At 37.1% G+C, this 20,400-nt stretch carries 10 protein-coding genes and 1 pseudogene; 8 read left to right on the top strand and 3 right to left on the bottom strand.

What is annotated here, in order from left to right; genetic code table 11:
• Window positions 1-15 precede the first annotated feature (15 nt).
• Window positions 16-663 carry a dTMP kinase gene (gene tmk / locus ACFINX_RS00055; protein ID WP_375638173.1) on the top strand — a complete coding sequence of 216 codons (648 nt, stop codon included), beginning with the start codon at window positions 16-18 and terminating at the stop codon, window positions 661-663.
• A 600-nt stretch (window positions 664-1,263) separates the two neighbouring features.
• The gene (locus ACFINX_RS00050) at window positions 1,264-2,475 is read left to right on the top strand and encodes an MFS transporter (protein ID WP_375668140.1); all 1,212 of its coding nucleotides are present in this window, start codon (window positions 1,264-1,266) and stop codon (window positions 2,473-2,475) included.
• A 319-nt stretch (window positions 2,476-2,794) separates the two neighbouring features.
• Here the strand turns inward: ACFINX_RS00050 and ACFINX_RS00045 are convergent, their stop codons facing one another.
• The 3 genes from ACFINX_RS00045 to ACFINX_RS00035 all read right to left on the bottom strand — a co-directional run bounded on the left by ACFINX_RS00045 (window position 2,795) and on the right by ACFINX_RS00035 (window position 3,857).
• Complete coding sequence (locus ACFINX_RS00045; protein WP_012754562.1) at window positions 2,795-3,064, bottom strand: hypothetical protein; 270 nt, start codon at window positions 3,062-3,064, stop codon at window positions 2,795-2,797.
• Between the two features lie 2 nt (window positions 3,065-3,066).
• On the bottom strand, window positions 3,067-3,513 hold the full coding sequence (locus ACFINX_RS00040) for a hypothetical protein (protein WP_375612874.1): 447 nt from the start codon (window positions 3,511-3,513) through the stop codon (window positions 3,067-3,069).
• Window positions 3,514-3,617: 104 nt separating this feature from the next.
• Entirely contained in the window at window positions 3,618-3,857 is a 240-nt protein-coding gene (locus ACFINX_RS00035) for a hypothetical protein (RefSeq protein ID WP_375612875.1), read from the bottom strand.
• Between the two features lie 148 nt (window positions 3,858-4,005).
• On the opposite strand from ACFINX_RS00035, the gene ACFINX_RS00030 reads away from it, so the two are divergent.
• The 6 genes and pseudogenes from ACFINX_RS00030 to ACFINX_RS00005 all read left to right on the top strand — a co-directional run.
• Window positions 4,006-4,512 (top strand): helix-turn-helix domain-containing protein, encoded by a 507-nt coding sequence (locus ACFINX_RS00030; RefSeq protein ID WP_375639995.1) that lies wholly within the window; start codon window positions 4,006-4,008, stop codon window positions 4,510-4,512.
• A gap of 1,066 nt (window positions 4,513-5,578) precedes the next feature.
• A complete protein-coding gene (locus ACFINX_RS00025; RefSeq protein WP_375668139.1) occupies window positions 5,579-11,893 on the top strand; it encodes a Vomp family autotransporter in 6,315 nt (2,104 codons plus the stop codon).
• 628 nt (window positions 11,894-12,521) lie between these two features.
• Window positions 12,522-17,246: a YadA-like family protein gene (locus tag ACFINX_RS00020; protein ID WP_375668138.1), complete on the top strand. Its 4,725-nt coding sequence runs from the start codon at window positions 12,522-12,524 to the stop codon at window positions 17,244-17,246.
• Window positions 17,247-17,662: 416 nt separating this feature from the next.
• Window positions 17,663-17,917 (top strand): hypothetical protein, encoded by a 255-nt coding sequence (locus ACFINX_RS00015; protein WP_375668137.1) that lies wholly within the window; start codon window positions 17,663-17,665, stop codon window positions 17,915-17,917.
• 316 nt (window positions 17,918-18,233) lie between these two features.
• Window positions 18,234-18,536, top strand: coding sequence for a hypothetical protein (locus ACFINX_RS00010; protein ID WP_375611461.1), 303 nt, complete (start codon window positions 18,234-18,236; stop codon window positions 18,534-18,536).
• A gap of 426 nt (window positions 18,537-18,962) precedes the next feature.
• Window positions 18,963-20,400, top strand: a pseudogene (locus ACFINX_RS00005) (hypothetical protein); the annotation flags it as partial.

The following is a 20,400-nucleotide window of genomic DNA, read 5'->3' as shown; positions in this document are numbered from 1 at the left end:
AAGTATATAGACAAAATGTATCTTGATAAAAAAGTTTATAACTCCATGTGGTCTTCAAAGAAATTTTCTGGTTCTTTTATTGTCTTATGCGGGTTTGATGGGAGTGGTAAGACAACACAAACAAAAGAAATTGCACGCCATTACTCAACAGAAAAACATATAATACAAACTTTTCAACCCAGTTATTGGTATAGAAATAATCCAGAAATTAGAGATTACTTAGATAATGGAAAAGCAATTGATCCGTTGCTTTTAGCACTCTTATCAGCGACAGATAGACGCAAATATACGCTTGAAATTATTGAACCTTCCTTAACGTCATCGCAAAATTTATTAATTAGCGATCGATATGTTTATTCTAGTCTTGCTTATTTTTATGCTCGAGAGCTTTCTGTTGAAAGTGTCGTTAAATTAAATCAATCTATTCCAAGACCTCATATTACATTTTATCTTCATTTACCGCCCATTACTATACTGGAACGGTTGCAGAAAAGGGATAGTTTAAACTTAAAATATGAAGAAAAACTCTCTTTTATTGAAAAAATTTACAAAGTATACAAAGTTTTATCGGAAATAGATGAGCGGTTTATAACAATTGATGGAACTACTCCTGTTTCTTTAATTCATCATCAAATACGACATCATATAGATAAGTTTTTTTGATTATGAATAAAATCATTTATTAATCAATTTATCCACGATAAATCCTCCTTTATGTATTCTTACTCTAAATCTGAAACTTTAGAGATGTGATTGCAATAATTTAACTGCTCAGGAAAAATATCACGTTATATATTTTAATTAGAAAACTAACTGTAATGGGCTTGTTTTAAAAGATTTAGAGAAGGGGAGTAGAAAAATTAGCAATATTTATTGTGAGGATAATAGTATGTTTATTCTTTTAGAGACGAAGTGTGGTGATAGAAGAACGACATGGAGGAATATACTCGAGCATATTTTAGTGCACAGAATAATAAGGACAATAATGTGAGTGAAGCTTCCATACCGTAAAATTGTTTCACATATGTATAAAGGTGTAGCTTCTGAATAAAACGCACATAAAATATTAATTTTGTTTTTGTCCATAAATGTTCCGTTTTCATAGAAGAATTAATCATAAAACAGCACAAAGATTGTAAAAGCCTCAAAAAAGAAATTTTGCTTTCTTAAATTTAATGATCTAAAATAAAAATTGTAAGAATGCCTGTTTTTAAACAGGATGTATCATGCATATCGACTGGTATTCATTTTAGAGGATAATTTATGTTCACTTCAAATTTGAAGGAACGCATTGCTTTATTTGAAAATAGAACTTTTCTCTATTTTACTTTGAGCGGCTTATTTGCTACATTTGGAAGTGGACTAAATTATATTACATTGTCATGGCTCGCTTACAATCAGACGGGCTCAATCCGTGGTATAGCGTTGATGATGCTTTTTCTTTGGACGCCTGGCATTATTTTTGCGCCTATTTTTGGCATATTGGCAGATAAATATAACCGTAAAACGCAGATTATTATTTCAAATCTTGTGAGAGGTTTGGTAATTGTAAGCTGGGTAATGCTTTGGCATTTTGGTATAGAAATTGAATTGATGGTCTTATCTGCTCTTTTGGGTATTTTTATCCCTTTTTATATGCCATCAGCTATTTCTTTAATTCAAAGTATTGTGCTGAAGGAACAGCTCATCAATGCAAATGCAACCATCGATATGGTTTATGAACTTGGCACTATCGTAGGTATGGGCTTAAGTGGATTTATACTGTCCTATGCAGGAACAAAAGGAACTCTTCTAATAGGTGGTATATTCTTTATCATTGCTGGTTTATTTAATTTTGCAATGAAGGTACCTAAAAACCGAAGATCTAAAAAACAAAACCAGCAAAATTGGTGGGAAAATTATACAGCATCCCTTCATTATTTTAAACAGAATCCAGCTCTTGTTGTACCTTATATAAGCCAGATGATTATTATGACTCTTTTGATGACCGTTCCTGTTATTCTCGTTCCTTATATACAAGAGGTTTTACATGCGGATAACAGGACCTTTGCAATATTTGAGGTGCTTTATTCTATGGGTGTATTGACAGGTGCGTTTTTTTCACCACTTCTTTGTAAAGTTTTATCCATAAGGAAAACATTAGCCATTTTATTAGCTTTTATGGCTATTGGCCTTGCTATTCTATCTGTTAATACACACAATTTTGTTGTTTTTCCTGTTTACTTTATGATTGGATTTGGACTTTCGAGTTGGGCTCTTTCGATTTCTTTATCACAACTCTCTTGTGATCCTGAATACCAAGGAAGATTGCAGGCAAGTTTTAATGGTATCTCTGGATGCTTGATCCTCGGAGTCTATCTCATTATGGCAAGCGATAACAGTAGCATATCACCTCAATCGATATATTTTTTTCAAAGCATTGTTGCGTTTGTTGGAATACTCATAGTGCTGTTTTATAAACATGAAAAACAATAAATTACATTTAAGTGTGGACAACATACGCTATTTTATAAATATTTACGCTGCAGTACATTTCACATTTTGCTTTTAAAGGAGAGTTGAGAAAATGTAAAAGTTGGTGCTTAATGAACAAAGCATAAATTGATGTATGCTAGAGAATACTCTCTATTTTTTGATAATGATCTAAAAGAATTGATGCGTTTCTTTAATTCATCTCACTGTTGTTAAGAAGACGAAAACGTAACACTTTAAATCTTCTTGAAAGTTTTTTGTCTAAGCGTAGCAGAAAGTAAAGCGATGAGGTAATATCGTATCATATGGGGAGAGTATTGTATTATTTTTGTTTTTCAAAATCCATATGAAAAATTGTATCAATTTCATCTTCATTGGAATGAGTATTTCTACGACGATGCAAGGTTTGCACAATCTCTTTTTTTAAAACAGCATCTGTTTCACTTAAACGGTGAATACTGAGTTCCAATTCAAGAGATAACGCCAAATCCACGCACAGTTTAAGCTCTTCTCCAATGTCGAAACCGCGTTGATAGTCGTCATAAAGACCAACCAGTGTATCAGATAATTCTTTATCGCATAAAGAGGTCATGCTTAATTCCTCAACGTTGCGGGTTTCCATGCAGCTTTTTTAAGTATCACTCCACTATCATCACTTAGAATTGCCATGTATACGAACCTCATGGTTTTGTCAATTTTCTGCAAAATACGCGCTTTTAAATCAAAGCCTATTAAAGATTTTATTACTCCAAGATTTTGAAGCGCCCAATTGTAAATATGGATGGCAATGTGTTTACTATAGAATTTATAGCATTTAAAATACATTGCCAAAAGGCTTTTAATATGCGTAGAGGAAGAGTATTCTGACGATAAACCAAACACCCTGAAATCTCTATTGCCAGTTACAGCTAAATCAGTGCTATTAATATATAAAATAAGCAAACAGGGTTTGTAAACGTCTAACTTTTTAATAACGAGTGATAATCTCATTTTTTGTAGAATACCAATTATTTTGCCTATTTTATATTGATTTTTAGACATTGATAAACTTTTTACCTTATAAAAACCTATGGGAAATGCATTAGCATATTTTTGTAATAAGATTTCAGTGGTATATTACACAGCATGAAATGAAGAGAATCGTATTAGGCTTTTTGCTTTTGAAAGAATATGACTGCAACTTTTGAGAAAGCAGTTGGCAAGAATTGGCTTGGCATGCAAACTGATAGAGTTGGCAGGGGCGCATTTAGTTTTTTCATTGGCCTGTGTCCAAATGTTTTTGACTCTGGAAAATAGCCTCTGATAGGCTTGAGTTTTTCCAAGGTTATATTACAGGGGCGCAGCTCAGAAAAATACCACGGCGATTGCATTTTTGTAATTGTCATAATTTTCGCTCCTGCTTGAATGGATGCTGTAACATCCGTTTTTGTGGGGTTATGTATGTGATAACTGCTCTTCTTAAGGGGCAGTAATGATAGATGTAAATCAATATAATTATTTAGTCAGCAATTATATTGATTTTGGAGTGTTTTTTTGGCTCGTCCGGAAGCAAAACCTAAAACTGAGTTGGCAAAACGTTTTCGTGAAGTGCGTCACGCTCTTGGTTTTACAGAGCGTAAGCAGTTTGCTGAACATCTTGGTATCACTGCTGGCTCTATAGGAACTTATGAAACTGGTATAAGTGAGCCTACAGCCTCTGCGCTCTCCAAATATCAAGAAATTTGTGGTGTTTCATTAGATTGGCTAGTAACGGGAAATGGCGAGATGTTTTCAGATATGGCAAAGGCAAAAGCAGCTGGTTTTAAACCGCAGGCGATACCTGTTGGGCTGATGAAAAAGCTTGGACATTTAGCTTATACGACCTATCATGATGCAAAAATAACACTTTCTCCTGAAGATGTTGCGGAATTAGCAGCAGAGCTTTATGGAAGATTGCAAGAGCTTATTCAAAACCTCAATGATATAGAAGAAGTCGAAGCCACTTTGCCACTTTTAAAATTACATTTAAAGCGTAAAATCGAAACTGAAAAGCACATCTAGAAATTTCATAAGATACGAATGAACAGCCTTTAAAAAAAATAAAACTTTTTTGATTTTCTGCTGTATAACCAAGTTTGGAATGTGAAGATCTCACGATCTTCGAGTCTCTTATTCGATCTGAAAAACGAGAAACTATCATTATAAATCAATAGACTGTTCTGATTAAAAATAAAACGGTTCATAAAAAGAACGACGGGTAGCAATACAAACAAAATTGATTCAAAAAGAAGCTAATATAGTGCCATTCCTGAAATATTTGTTGGTTGAAGAAAAGATACGGACAACAGTGAAAATACAGTGGGTTCTGTGAGAGGAAAGAGTTTAGAAAACAGCTTCTTTTCGGTTTGTGATATTAAAAAATTTATACAATAGTGAAAATACAATGACGATGTTTTGTTCCTATAGAAGGGTAACAGATATATAAGAGAGAAGAACGAAAGACTATTTATAGGCGCGCTTTTGTCTTTTTATGAAGATGATAAGATGAGCACGTTAAAACTTTTTACAGAGCGTGCATCATTATATTTAAGACAGATTTCTTTCAAAGAGATGTATAATATATTGAAACAGTTTACCTCGCAACAAAAAGTGAGATTATCATGATAATCGTCATTATTACATTATGCTATAAGTTAAAAAATCATAAATTTGTGCTTATAAGAACAGCTAATTTATTGAGAAGTATTTTTATAAATTTATAAAAAATAATTTTTACACTCTTGCCATTCTTCTGATGCGCTTTATTTGAAAAGTAGAATTGCTCTTTAGTGAAACTATTTTTGTTAAGAGATAAATCGCAGTATTTTTGAATGGAGATAACAGTATATTTTCAAAGTTTTGTGTTTTTATTTATTTTTTAGCTTGAATCCCTCTAGCTAAAAGGGTTGGGGACTTTTCTAGATTCGATGTTGTTGCAGAGATTTTAGGTCGATGCCGGATAAGTATCGGTATCGTAGGGGGGAGTTTTGTCTTGATTTATTGGTTTTTGAAGTGCGCAAACTAAGGGTTTTGCCATGTGTGTTTTCGCGCGTTGTGATGATGTTGAACTCTGTAGGAGGAGATTCTTATGAAAAAAAAATATTCCACACCAAATTTAATTAAAGTTGTCTCTCTTAGTACGGTAATGGCCACACTCTTATCGAGTGTTTCTCCTGTTTTTGCGGCGAATCTTGCGATAGTAGGAGGGGCGAGTCAAAGTACAACTGGTACTGGTGTTGCATATCCACACGGTAGTCATGGGAGTGTTGTGTTGGCTGGTGATGATGATTTCTGTGGTGTAGACAACGTTATTGGTCGTGGCGGCAAACAACAAGAGAGAGTTGGTGAAAGTCAACGAATAACCGCAGAGCAACAATATGAGAGATTTATTGGTGAGAAAGTTTTTGGAGGTCGTAGTCCTTACGGCACGACCACTGAAAAGGTTACTTGGACTGGTGATGGGACATTAAGTGATCCCACTAAAGGTTATATGGGGACACCGACTGGCGGTATCGTTAGTGCTATGCCTGAGGCTTATGGTGTTTATTCTTTTGCAACGGGTTGTGGATCTGCAGCGACGGGTAATTATTCAACCGTATTTGGTGCAGGTGCGACAGCAAAGGCAGGGGGTGCACAAGCTTTTGGTGTTTCCGCACTTGCAAGTGGTATAGCAAGTGTTGCTATGGGTGTAGGCTCAGAAGCATCGGGCAAATCTTCAGTTTCTATTGGAGGGCTTGCAACTGCATTAGGTACAAATAGCATTGCTTTAGGTACAAAGGTAAAGGCAGAAAAGAGTTATACGATTGCTATAGGTACAGATGCTGAAGCTAAAGCTTCAGGTGCTATTGCAATAGGGGGCAGGCGCTCTGACAGAACCGAAGAAAATGATCCTAACAGAAAAGTAATCGCGAATGCTGAAAATGCGATTGCTATAGGTACGCAAGCTTATGCTGAAAAAGAAGATTCGGTTGCCATTGGTGTAAATTCGCAAGTGCTTGTTAGAGATGGTGTTGCTGTAGGTGGTGGGGCTATCTCTGATAGAGACAAGAATGTTGCTGGTTATGATCCTGTAACAGGTAAAGGGACAACAAAAACCAGTATAGCATGGAAGAGCACCACAGGCGCTTTTAGCGTTGGTGAAGTTGGCGGTCGTGGTAATGGTACGCTAACACGACAAATTACAGGGGTTGCAGCTGGAAGTGAAGATACTGATGCGGTAAACGTGGCGCAACTAAAAGCTATGAAAGATATCATAGCAGGGGGAGGGGGGTGGAAACTTTCTGCTAACGATACCGATCCGACAGATGTGAATTCAGGCAATACTGTAGATTTTTCAGTGAAAAGTGAAAAAGAAGCGGGAAAAGACAACTTAAAGATTGCAAAAAACACTGCAGATAATAAGCATAAAATTGAATTTACTTTAAATGATCATCTTAAATTGACGCAAGTCACCACAGGCCAAAGCACGATGAGTGATGATGGCTTTTTTGTTAACGGTGAAAGCGGTTCACGCATGACTGTAGACGGCTTTTTTATTAATGGTAATGATGGTCCAAGCATGACTATTGATGGTATTGATGCAGCCAAGCAAAAGATCACAAACGTAGCAGATGGGGAAAAAGATACTGATGCTGTAAATTATAAACAGCTGAAAGCTGTACAAGATGCAACCAAAACGAGTTGGCAGCTTGCTGTTAACGGTGGAAATGCTACGGCTATTGGTCCAAATGGTACAGTAAATTTTCAGTCAGCTGACAATAACGGTGCAAAAAATATCAAGATCGAAAAAGATAAAGATAACACTGTCACGTTTGATCTAGCTGATGATATTCAGGTAATGACTGTCACAGCAGGAGAAAGCATTATGAGTGCTGTTGGCTTTGGGTTTACTGATGGTAATGGGCCGAGCATAACTGTTAATGGTATTCATGCTGGTGATAAAACGATTAAAGGAGTAGCGGCAGGGGAAGAAGATACTGATGCTGTAAATTATAAACAGTTGAAAGACTTTACAGCAGGGATGGCAACAGGTTGGAAACTTTCTGTTGATGGTAACAATGCTACAGATGTTAAAGCTGGGAGTACAGTAGATCTTGTTGCGGATGCGGGTGAGGACGGAAGCAAAAATATAAAAATTGCAAAAGACAGTAATAAAGTTACATTTTCTTTGAATGATAACCTTAAGCTTACGAGTGTCACGACAGGCAACAGCATTATGAGTGATGAGGGCTTTAAGTTTATTGATGGTAATGGACCAAGCATAACTTTGAATGGTATTAATGCTGGTGATAAAAAAATTACAGGAGTAGCTAAGGCAGAAGGCGATACTGATGCTGTAAATTATGAACAGTTGAAAGAGGTAAGGACACTTGCAGAAAATGGCTGGAAACTTTCTGTTGATGGTAACAATGCTACAGATGTTAAAGCTGGGAGTACAGTAGATCTTGTTGCTGGTGCGAGTAAGGATGGAAGCAAAAATATCAAAATTGTAAAAGACAATAACAAAGTCACATTTTCTTTGAATGATACTCTTAAGCTCACGAGTGTCACGACAGGCAACAGCATTATGAGCAACGATGGCTTTAAGTTTGTTGATGGGGGACCAAGCATAACTGTTGATGGTATTGATGCTTACAATAAAAAAATCACAAAAGTTGCTAACGGAACTGATGATACCGATGCTGTGAATTTTAAGCAGCTGAAAGATGTTACAGCGGGAATTAAAACGGGTTGGAAGCTTGCTGTTGAAGACGGAGAAGCTACAGATGTTAAAGCTGGGAGTACAGTAAAGTTTGTAGCTGCTGCAGATAAGGATGACCACAAAAATCTCAAAATTGTAAGAGGCAATAATAACGAGGTAACATTTGATTTAAACGAACTTATTAAAGTTAATAAAATAAAAGTAGGGGATGAAGTTACTATAACTGATAATGGCTTGGTGATTAAACGTGGTCCAAGTATAACATATGGCGGTATTGATGCGGGCGATAAAGTAATTAGAAGAGTGGCAGACGGTATTTTGGGTACGGATGCAGTTAATCTTAACCAGTTGAAGACAGTAGAAGAGAAAATAAAAGAAGTGGCGGACGATAGTCTTGTTAAATGGAAAGAAGACGAAAAGCTTATCACTATTGGTGCGCAAAAAGAAGGTATTGGAATAAATGTTGCCAACTCTGAAGGCAAGGATCGAATTATTTCTGGCGTTGCAGTTGGAAAAGTTAGTTCCGATTCAACAGAAGCAATAAATGGCCATCAGCTGTTTAGTTATATTACTAATATAGTGGATTTTTTTGGTGGTAAGGAGACAGATATACTTAATGGTATCAAACCAACTTTTATGGTTCAGAATACAAAACACGACAATGTAACGGATGCTTTCGCTGCTGTTGATACTTCTATCACAGATATTTATAGTCAGATTAATAATGTAACAGAAAATAGTCTTGTTAAATGGAAAGAAGATCAGAAGCTTATCACTATTGGTGCTGAAAAAGGCGGTACGAAAATTGATATTACAGGTACTGAGGGAGAGCGAACCATTGCAGGTGTAAAAAATGGTGAAATTTCCAAAGACTCCATGGAAGCTGTAAATGGTAGTCAAATTAATACAATCTCTGGAGATATTGCAAAATTCTTTGGTGGTGGTACTTCATTTGAAAATGGTGTTTTTGTTGGACCACAGTATAATTTATCTACCGTTTCTGCAGATGGTAAGGTAGAACAGAAAACCTTTGAAAATGTTGGTGATGCTTTGACTGGGCTTGATGCGAATGTCAAAAATGTGAATAGTCGTTTAACACATGTAGTCAATAATTTTACTGAGGAAATTCAGGGTCTCTCTAAAGATGCTTTATTGTGGAGCAGTTCTGAGAGTGCATTTGTTGCACTTCATGAAAAAGATGGACAGAAGACAGATAGTAAGATTAAGTTCCTTGCGGATGGCGATATTTCAGGAGATTCAACAGATGCAATAAATGGTTCTCAACTTTATAAGATGGGCGATAAGATTGCGAATTATTTTGGCGGTGGTGCTCGCTATGAGAATGGAGAGTGGATAGATCCTACTTTCAAAGTTTCTCAGCGTAATGAGGATGGCACTATTGTTGAGAAAAAGCATCATAATGTCGCTGATGCTTTTGAAGGTGTCAATAATTCTATTACGGATATCTATAATCAGATTAACAATGTAACAGAAAATAGCCTTGTAAAGCAGGAGGGAGAAGATGGTCTTATTACTGTGGGTAAAGCAACTGGTGGTACTGAAATCAGCCTTGTAAATAAAGATAATCAAGAAAGAACACTTTCTGGTGTGAAAGATGGAGAACTTTCTCAAACATCAACGCAAGCGGTAAATGGTTCACAGCTTTTTGCTACGGATAAGAAGGTTACAACTGTTACTGACAATCTTAAAACAGTCGCTCAAAATACATCGAAATATTTTGGGGGTAGTACAGATGTACTGAATGGTGTAGAACCAGCTTTCCTTATTCAGGGGAAGACCTATCATAATGTTACGGAAGCGTTTACAGGTGTTAATACTTCTATCACAAATATTGATAATAAGATTTCCGATGTGGTAAAAAATAGTCTTGTTAAGCAAGATGGAGGTGCATTAGGTATTATTACTATTGGTAAGGATACCGCTGGTACTGAGATCAATATTGCAGGTGTTGGTGGTTCAGGACGTAGAATTTCTGGCGTGCGGGAGGCAGAAAATGGTGATGAAGCTGTTAACAAAGACCAACTTGATAAAAGCATAGATAAGATTTCTAAAGATATTGAGACAGTAACTGCTGCTGCGGTTCTCTATGATAAGAATGACGATAATAGTGTTAATTATGGTAGTGTAACTTTGGGCGGCGATAAGAACAACGGACCAGTTGCTCTTCATAACGTAAAAGATGGTAGCATTTCTGAAAATTCCAACGATGCAATCAATGGTAGTCAGATTAATAAAATATCAGCAGATATTGCAAAGTTTTTTGGTGGTGGTGCAAAGTTCATTAACGGTGCTTTTGAAGGGCTGAAATATACTTTATCCGCTATTGTAGGTGGTGAAGTAGGGAAGGCTAATTTTTACAATGTTGGTGATGCTTTAACAGGTCTTGATAAAAATGTTCAAGATGTGAATCAACGCTTAACGAATGTATCCAATGAGTTTAACCAGAAAATTGAAGATTTCTCTAAAGATGCTTTACTGTGGGATGATGAGGAAGAAGCATTTGTGGCACGTCATGAAAAAGATGGTAAGAAAACAAACAGCAAATTGAAGTATCTTTTAGATGGTGAGATTGCTCAAGGTTCAACAGATGCCATTACGGGCAACCAACTTTATTCCATGAATAACCAACTTGCAAATTATTTCGGTGGCGGTGCCAAATATGAGAATGGCAAATGGACAGATCCTACTTTTAAGATTGTTCAAGTCAATGCTGATGGTACGACTGTTGAGACAGAGCATCATAATGTCGCTGATGCTTTTGGTGACGTCAATAAAAATATGTCAAATATTAATAACCGTATTGATGATGTCATCAACAAGGTCGATTCAGATGCTTTAAAGTGGAATGATAAAGAAAAAGCCTATGATGCTGGTCGCGATGGAAAGCCGAATAAAATTATCAATGTAGCTGATGGTAAAGTTGAAAAAGGCTCGAAAGATGCCGTCAATGGTGGGCAACTTTGGGAAACCAATGAACGTGTCACTGGTGTCGAAAAAGATGTGAAGCATCTTACCAACAGAGTTGATACCATTTCCAATACGATTGCTGATATTGGTGATACAGTTATCAATATTGATGCCAAAGTTGATAACATCAATAATAGAGTTGACGGCATTGAAGAGGATGCTGTTCGTTATGATAGAGATGAAAACGGCAAAAAAACCAATAAAATCACATTAGCGGGGGGGGATGCCAGTGAACCTGTTCTGATTGATAATGTAGCTGATGGTAAAATTGAAAAAGGCTCGAAAGAGGCTGTAAATGGTGGTCAACTTCATGATTATACTAAAGAACAGATGAAGATTATTCTTGATGAATCCAAGCAGTATACAGATCAACGGGTTAATAATATTGTGATTGATGCGATTGATGATGCTGTTGATCGGGCTAAGCAATATACAGATATGAAGTTTGATATTTTAAACTATAGTATTGAGAGTGTGAAAAAAGAGGCAAGACAAGCAGCGGCTATTGGTCTTGCAGTGTCTAACTTACGCTACAATGATACACCTGGAAAATTAAGCGTTGGATTTGGTACTGGTTTATGGCGTAGTCAGTCTGCATTTGCCTTTGGTGCAGGTTACACCTCAGAAAATGGAAAATACCGCTCTAACATATCCGCAACAACTTCTGGAGGTCACTGGGGTGTAGGTGCGGGATTCAATATGACATTGAATTGATAATAAACAAAATACATAAAAATTCCTTTTCACCCCTGTCTCATGAGGCAGGGGTGAATTGTTGTTACGTATGTAAAAAATATATAAATTGATAAGCGCTAACGATAAATACAGGTTTAAAAAACAGAAAAACCGGACGCTTTCAACAAAATGAACCTCTTATTTCAAAATAAGATAATGAGTTTTTTCATAAATTATAAGTTTATTATTTTCTTCTTTAATTTTTAAATCTGAAAAATCTGTAGCACTCTACAGATAAAAAAACCTTTTGCTCTCTACAAATCTATTAAAAAGCTTTCTACTAAGACAAAAATCTCCATTCAAATGTATTTCAACTTTACTGGAAGAAGCTATAAAACAATATGCTAAATTAACTCTACCCCTTGCAAAAAACAACCAATAAGTTTAAAGGTAAAAAAAAACCAATCACCACAAAAAAATTTACTTTCTTAGGAAATGTAAAAGAGCAAAACGCATTAACCATAAAACCTAAAACACAACTTCTCTATCTTTTCAGTCAGGTACTAAATTTTGAATACGTTTAGAAAAACCAATTTTAGGGGACCTAATAGCGTTTAAATGTGTCTTTTTTGTGTTTATAGTTATTTCTTTCATTGGGGAGTTCATTATGAAAAAATTATATACAAAATTAGCAGGGAGCAATTTAAAATTTTCTCGTTTTCCTTTTATTAAAGTCCTATCCTTGACTTCAATAGCGGCACTTTTAGCCAGTATTTCCCCTGTTTTTTCGAATGATTTGGATTCTTCTAGTTCATCACAGGAAAATTATTTAACAGCGCTGAATGTTGCTTTGACATCCAAGGTAAGTGCTGCTGATGACTATGAAAATTTTTTAACCAAAACTCTTACTGGTGTAAGTGATTATAGTCCTATAGTGAATGTTTTGGCAGAAACCAGCGATTCGATACGTTCAATTGATATGAATGCTGGAAGTAAAAAAATAACAAGAGCAGCTTTAACTCCAGGAGTTGTAAAGGGAGATCAGATAACTAGCAGTCAGGATTTGGGTAATTCTCTTATTTATGGTGAACGAGCTCAGGGAGAAGCGCATGATGCTATTGTTTTCGGGCAGGTAGCGCAGACGAAGGCTGACCAAGGGATTGCTATCGGCTTAACTGCTTTAGCTGGTAGTAGTAGAAATACTAAAAATAGCATTGCAATCGGCTCTTCTCTAACCGATAGTTCTGATGAAAAAGAGAGAACAGTTTCATTTGGTGATTATAGTAAGGGTATAACCAGACAAATTACAGGCGTAGCAGCTGGTTCTAATGTTACCGATGCAGTGAACCTTAGACAGTTGCAGGACTTAGAACAAGTTGTAAGACAAAACGGTTGGAAATTCTCTGTTGGAGATAAAAATGCTACAACCGTTTTTATGGATAGCGCGGTAGATTTTTCCGCAGGAAGTAACAACCTAAATATTACAAAGGGCGAAGATAACAATAAAGTAAAATTTGATCTGGCTGAAGACATTACGTTAACAAGCTTAAAAGCAGGTACAAATACCTTCGATGCCACGGGCTTAGTGATTACTGATGGTCCGAAAATAACCACCGGTGGTATTGATGCTGGAAATAAAAAGGTAATGGGCGTTACATCTGGTGATCTTAGTGCAGATTCACAAGAGGCGGTAAATGGTAGTCAGTTGAATGTTGTAGCTACCCATATAGCTGGATATTTAGGCGGTGGTGTTAAATTTACGAATGGTCAATGGGATAATCCAGAGTTCAAAATTAAAACTTTAAATCCTGAGACGAATGAGATGGAAGAAGAAAGTTTTCCAAATGTAGCCAAAGCCTTTGAGGGTGTGGGTAAGTCTTATGTAAATCTTCACAATGAGATTAAAAAAGCTGCCGATGATAGTGTCTTTAAATGGCACGCCGAAACGGAGAGCATTACAATTGCTGCCAGTGAGGGAAAAGGTGGGCAAGAAAGTATTGCTATAGGTAAGCTTTCAAGTGCAACTGCTAACAATGGTATTGCATTAGGTGGTTCTGCAAATGTATCTGGTGAAAATAGTATTGCATTAGGTGGTTTTGCAAATGCATCTGGTGAAAATAGTATTGCATTAGGTGGACTTTCAGCTGCAACAGCTAAAAATAGTATGGCATTAGGTTCAAATGTACAAGTACTTCCTGAGGGTGGTGTTGCTGTGGGTTATAAATCTGTTTCTCGTAACTCAGTGTCCGCAGTTGGCTATGATCCTTCCATAGGGAGCCAGTCAACGGATGATGGTGTGATATGGAAGAGCACTCAAGGAGCTTTTAGTGTTGGTGATACTCCGAATAAGATAACACGACAGCTTACAGGTGTGGCAGCGGGTTATGCAGACACTGATGCCGTCAACATTGCACAGCTGAAAAAATTAAGAGAATTTGTAGCACAAGGGTGGACACTTTCTCTTAATGATAAGGCTGTTTCAAACTTTCAGCCGGGTGATATATTAAATTTGGTTTCTGGAAGCAAAAACTTTGAGATTAAAAATAGTGATACAACAGACAATAAAGACAAAAAAATAACATTTGATTTGGCACAAGATGTCACATTGAACAGTGTAAAATTAAAAGACATCACTTTAGATAAAACGGGCTTAACTATTGAAAATGGTCCCAAAGTAATAGCGGATGGTATTGATGCTGCAGGTAAAAAAATAACAGGTCTTGCAGGTGGAGATCTTAGCACAAATTCGACAGATGCCGTTAATGGTGGTCAGCTTCATACAATTACTGGGGATTTATCAAAAATTTTAGGTGGAGATGTATCCTTTGATGGAAAAAACTTTAAAGTACCAGGGTATAAATTATCGAATATTGATGAAAAAGGTGTTGTAACAGATAAACCGCATACCGATGTTGGTTCTGCCTTTAAAGGACTTGATGACAATATCAAGAATGTGAATGCTCGCATTAAGGAAGTCTCAGAAGGAGTTGCACAAGATTCTTTATCTTGGAGCGATGCTGACAAAGCTTTTGTTGCCCAGCATGGGGAAGGTGATGACAGAAAGGCAAGTAAAATCACATCGCTTGCTGTAGGAGATATTACGAAAGAATCGATGGATGCTGTAAATGGTTCTCAACTTTATTCACTGGGCGATAAGGTTGCAAAATATTTTTCTGATGACGCTGAATATAAGGATGGGGAATTGAAAGTTCCTGATTTTAAGCTCAAAATTATCAATGATGATGGCACTGAAGCTGAATCAAGCTATAAGAATGTATCAGATGCATTTTCAGGTGTGGGTAAACTTTTCACAAAGGTTCAAACTGCGATCAGCGATGTAATCAGTAATTTGCTTGTTACGAAAAATGAAGATGTTATCAACATTGGTAAAGGAGTAGAAGGTAGTGAAATCAATATCGCAAACAAGGGTGGTAAGGATCGAACTCTTTCTGGTGTAAAGGCAGCAGAAAAAGCCAATGAAGCTGTGAACAAAGAACAATTTGATAAAGGTTTGAAGGATCTTTCTGATACCCTTCTGTCGGATAGTTCTTCTGTTGTTCTTTACGATAAAACAACAGATAATCAAACTGATTATACAAATGTAACTTTTGGGAAAGGGAAGGATGCTACACCTGTTGCGCTCCATAATGTAGCCGCCGGATCGATTGCGGAAAACTCAACGGATGTTATCAATGGAGGACAAGTTCACATTCTTTCAATGGATATAGCAAAATTGTTGGGTGGAGATGCTGAATTTAAGGATGGTGCTTTTAAAGGGCCAACTTATAATTTATCTAGTATTGATAAAGGTGGTGAAGTAACAGATAAACCGCATACCGATGTTGGTTCTGCCTTTAAAGGGCTTGATGAGAATATCAAGAATGTGAACGCTCGCATTAAGGAGGTCTCAGAGGGAGTTGCACAAGATTCTTTATCTTGGAGCGATGGTGACAAAGCTTTTGTCGCTCTGCATGGGAAAGGTGATGACAGAAAAGCAAGCAAGATCACATCACTTGCGGCTGGCTCTATAGTATCAGGCTCGAGTGATGCGGTTAATGGTGGACAGATTTATGATCTGAATCAGTCGCTAGCAAAGTATTTTGGTGGTGATGCTAAGTATGATGGTGATGGCTGGGTCCTTCCAGGTTTCAAGATAATGACTTTCCAAGAAGATGGAAGCTTTGTAGAGGAGGATTATGATAGCATTGCAGCCGCGTTTGCCGGTGTAAATAAGGTTTTCAAGAATCTTCATAATGAGATTTCAGACAACATTGAGCAAAATGCGTTGTTGTGGAGTGATGATGCAGGTGCGTTTGTAGCACAGCATGAGGAAGAAGGTAAAAAGGAAAACAGCAAGATCACGTTCCTTGCGAAAGGAAAGATATCAGAAGATTCGACTGATGCGATTAATGGTGGTCAGATTTATACTCTTCAACAGACATTTGCCTCATATTTTGGTGGAGGAGCTGGTTATGATAAGGAAGGAAACTGGCAAGGACCAAAATTCACCGTTCAGGTCTTTAATAAGGATGGTACGAAAGGTGATAAAGAGGAGCGTAATAATGTCTCTGAAGCATTTGATGTTGTTAATGACAGCATGAGCACTATCAACGATCGTATAAAAGAAGTTGAAAAAGGTACCTCTTCGAATAGTCTGAATTGGAATGAAGAAAAAGGAAGCTATGATGCATCTCATGTTGATGCTCAGGGTGTTAAGAGTCCAAGTAAGATTATCAATGTAGAGGATGGCAAGGTAGACAGAGATTCAAAAGAAGCTGTGAATGGAGGACAGCTTTGGGAAACTCAGCAAATGATTACAGATCAGGTCAAGGATATTGAAAATAAAGTTACGGAGGGATCTGTACAATACGATAAAGATAAAAAAACGGGCAAAAAGACCAATAAAGTTAGCTTAGTTGGTGGAGATGAAAGTTCTCCAGTATTAATAGCCAATGTAGCCGATGGAAAGATTGAAAAGGATTCGAAAGAAGCGATTAATGGCGGTCAATTAAAAGATAAGATGGATTTTGTGCTTGAAAATGCCAATAAGTATACGGATGAGCAAGTTTCTCATCTTGTAAAAGATGGAGTTAGTGAGGCTAATTCGTATACGGATATGAAGTTTTCGACATTAAGTTATGCTGTTGAGGATGTTCGAAAAGAGGCAAGACAAGCAGCAGCTGTTGGTTTAGCAGTAGCTGGTTTACGCTATAGTGATATTCCTGGAAAATTAACAATCGCATTTGGTAGTGGTTTATGGCGTAGTCAATCTGCTTTTGCTTTTGGTGCAGGTTATACTTCAGAGAACGGTGATATTGGTTCCAACTTGTCAATTACCACTTCTGGAGGTCACTGGGGTATAAGTACAGGGGTTAATGTGATACTCAACTAATAAACGACTAAATCCATAAAATTGATTTGCCTTTTTCTTAATTGAAGAAAAGGGCAAATTTTTTACTTTCTTCCAGAGTTCTCTAAAGCTATTCTAAATGTATAAAACACCCGTAATTATATAAAATCCGAATATAAAAAGCCTATGACAACTTTTTTTGAGAATAAAAGACCTTAATGGTAAAGATTTAAAAAATTGATTGCTATTATTTTGATTTATTAAAATGCTTCAAGAAATGTAAATACGAATATACCCTTTATTAAAAGAAGACAGTTTTAGCTTTTATTTTCGTATAGTTTTAAACGTATGCTTTATAATGCAACGATCTACAGATATGCAACGTACTCCAAACACAAGTATTGCTTTAGGGTAGTGGAGCGCAAACGGAAAAAGAATGAAGCGTTTCTGTAGGCAATATGGCTTACGCTTTAGAGAAAAGCAGTATTGCAATAGGTAGTGAATATAATAAGAAGAGCGAACACGGGGAAAATGATTATACTCTTTCGAAGAGTGATTATTCAACAGTAGTAGCAGCTGTTTCTAAAGCTTTAGAATATGGTTCGATTGCTCTTGGTCATCCGTACATAAGCATTTGCTCAAGAAGCTATTTCTATGGGCTTCTATTCAAAAGCAAATGGGGTTGGAAGTATCGCTTTAGGTTCTTATTCTAAAGTGACGGTTGATGGGGGGCTATTGAGAACAACTCTGTGTCCGGTAGGACTGCTGGCGTTTTTGGGGATACGTCTGTTCTGCAAGGACTGGCTAAAAACACCTAATCTCAATGGAAAAGTACGAAAGTTTCAGTAAATATTGGTGTTCCTAGTAAGAACATAACGCGACAAATTATAGGCGTAGCAGCTGATAGCAAATCTGCCGATGCGGTGAACCTGAGACAGTTGCAAGATTTAGAAGAAGTCGTAAGAAAAAAAGAGTGGAAACAGTCTATTTCTGGTGAGGCAGCTAAAGATATGGGTGCTAGATAGTACAATGAATTTTTCATCGGGAGGAAGTAACTTCAGGGTTAAAAGAGATAAGGACGATGAAAATAAGCTCATATTTGGTTTGGCTAATGATATAGCATTGAAAAGCATAACATTAGGAGAGAAAAGAAAAGTCGATGCAACAGGCTTAGTAATTACTGATGTCCCGCAAATAACCACCGGTAATATTAATGCGGCAAGTAAAAAAGTAACAAATGTTGCAGAAGGAACTAGCAATACTGATGCAGTGAATTTTTCACAACTGAAGGGAATAAAAGAACAAGTAGCAGTGAGTATTTTTGTAAAATAGGATACAGCAACGAGACACATTACCATGAGTAAGGATATAGATGGGGCATTTTAGTAAAAAGCTTTCATAAATCCTCTAATGAAATAAAAGAGCTTATTCACGAAAAATAAACTGATGCCTAAGCGGATGATCAATAGGCACAAAAATTATACCTTTTTCAAAGAGATCAAAGCTAAAAACGACACACAACCTTTGATAGAAAAATGAAATCCATTCTAATATTAAGTATTTTTTTACCTTCCTCAAATTGACTTTCACGAACCTACCCCTAATTACCCTCTAAAGGCGTTGCAGAAACAACAGCTTACGTCTTAATTTTATTTATGTCCTAAAACACGCTGTAAAAGCAGGAACACGCAAGGGAAATAAGAAAGCTCTAGAACACACCTTTTTTGTGTTTTTAATCTATTGTTATGAGGGGGTATTATGAAAAAATATACAACACCAAATTTGATTAAAGCTGTTTCATTGGGAACAGTTATAGCGGCGCTCTTGTCGAGTGTTTCTCCTGTGGTTGCTGCAAATCTTGCGATAACAGGTGATAAAGTTCAAAGTACAAGTGGTCCTAGCGTGTCTTATCAATACGCTAGCCATGGCAGTATTGTATTAGCTGGCGATAAGGATTACTGTGGTGTGTTTAATGTTGTTGATCGTGGTGGAAGCAATCAAGGTACTAATAACCAAATCACTGCAGAGGAACTATATGAAAGAGTTTCTATGAATAAAGAGATTAATGGCAAGCGTCCTTTTAACTGGGCGAAGGTTCAGCTTAATTGGGTTGATGATGGTCTGACCGGTAAGGGGGGATATATGGGAAAAGCAACCGGTGGTCTTTCAAATGTTCTGCCTGAAGCTTATGGTGTGTATTCTTTTGCAACTGGGTGTGGATCTTCCGCAACGGGGCATTATTCAACAGCATTTGGAGCGGCTGCAACTGCAAAGTTTGGGGGATCACAAGCTTTTGGTATTGCTGCACTTGCAGGTGGACAAGCAAGTATTGCTATAGGGGTTGCGTCTGAAGCAGTAGCAAGCAATACGATTGCTATTGGTGGGCGTGCAAAAGCAAAAGGCGTTGATAGTATTGCATTCGGTAACAAATCACTTGCAGGTGGACAAAAAGCAATTGCTATAGGTTATGGTGCTCAAGCTCAAACAGATCTTTCGATAGCGATTGGTTCAGATGCAAGAGCGACTGAGCATAAGGGTGTTGCTCTTGGGAGCGAGTCTGTGGCTGATGTTGCTGCTGGCGCTATCGGGTATAATTCTTTAACTAAAGGCCCTTCAGATTCTGACGACATGATATGGGCGAGTACGCTAGGTGCAGTGAGTGTTGGTGATGCTAAATCAAAAAAAACGCGCCAGATTGTAGGAGTGGCAGCTGGTAGTGGCGACACTGATGCCGTTAATGTTGCACAGTTAAAATCATTACAAAAATACGTAGACCAAGGTTGGACACTATCTGTTGGAGGTAAAAATGCTAAAGCTGTTGGTGTACAAGATACTGTAGATTTGTCGGCTGCAAGCGACAACCTTAAGATTACAAAAGGTGAGGAAAACAATAATGTAACATTTGATCTAGCTAATAATATTACAGTGGAACGAGTTACCGCTGGGAGAAGCTCTATCAGTGATGATGGCATTTTGTTTGCTGATGGGGCTAAAATAACTGTGGATGGTATTGATGCTGGCAATAAGCAGATTACAGGAGTGGCAGCTGGGGAAGAACCTGATGATGCAGTGAATTTTGCGCAGTTGGAGCAGGTTAATCGGGACGTTGCAAGTGTAAGTCAAAATACATCACAATATTTTGGTGGTGGTGCAGATGTATCTAATGGTAAAGCACCAACTTACACAATTCAGGGTA

Origin of the sequence: Bartonella sp. AP36NXGY (assembly GCF_042195865.1) — a bacterium.
Lineage (GTDB): Bacteria > Pseudomonadota > Alphaproteobacteria > Rhizobiales > Rhizobiaceae > Bartonella.
Note: the sequence above shows the minus strand (reverse complement) of the source record. Positions and strands in the feature narration are given on the sequence as shown.

Bases quoted from the DNA above. Each gene is read 5' to 3' on its own strand.
- tmk (WP_375638173.1), top strand. From the start codon at position 16: ATGTATCTTGATAAAAAAGTTTATAACTCCATGTGGTCTTCAAAGAAA.
- ACFINX_RS00015 (WP_375668137.1), top strand. From the start codon at position 17,663: ATGGCTTACGCTTTAGAGAAAAGCAGTATTGCAATAGGTAGTGAATAT.
- ACFINX_RS00040 (WP_375612874.1), bottom strand. From the start codon at position 3,513: ATGTCTAAAAATCAATATAAAATAGGCAAAATAATTGGTATTCTACAA.
- ACFINX_RS00035 (WP_375612875.1), bottom strand. From the start codon at position 3,857: ATGACAATTACAAAAATGCAATCGCCGTGGTATTTTTCTGAGCTGCGC.
- ACFINX_RS00020 (WP_375668138.1), top strand. From the start codon at position 12,522: ATGAAAAAATTATATACAAAATTAGCAGGGAGCAATTTAAAATTTTCT.
- ACFINX_RS00045 (WP_012754562.1), bottom strand. From the start codon at position 3,064: ATGACCTCTTTATGCGATAAAGAATTATCTGATACACTGGTTGGTCTT.
- ACFINX_RS00025 (WP_375668139.1), top strand. From the start codon at position 5,579: ATGAAAAAAAAATATTCCACACCAAATTTAATTAAAGTTGTCTCTCTT.
- ACFINX_RS00010 (WP_375611461.1), top strand. From the start codon at position 18,234: ATGAATTTTTCATCGGGAGGAAGTAACTTCAGGGTTAAAAGAGATAAG.
- ACFINX_RS00050 (WP_375668140.1), top strand. From the start codon at position 1,264: ATGTTCACTTCAAATTTGAAGGAACGCATTGCTTTATTTGAAAATAGA.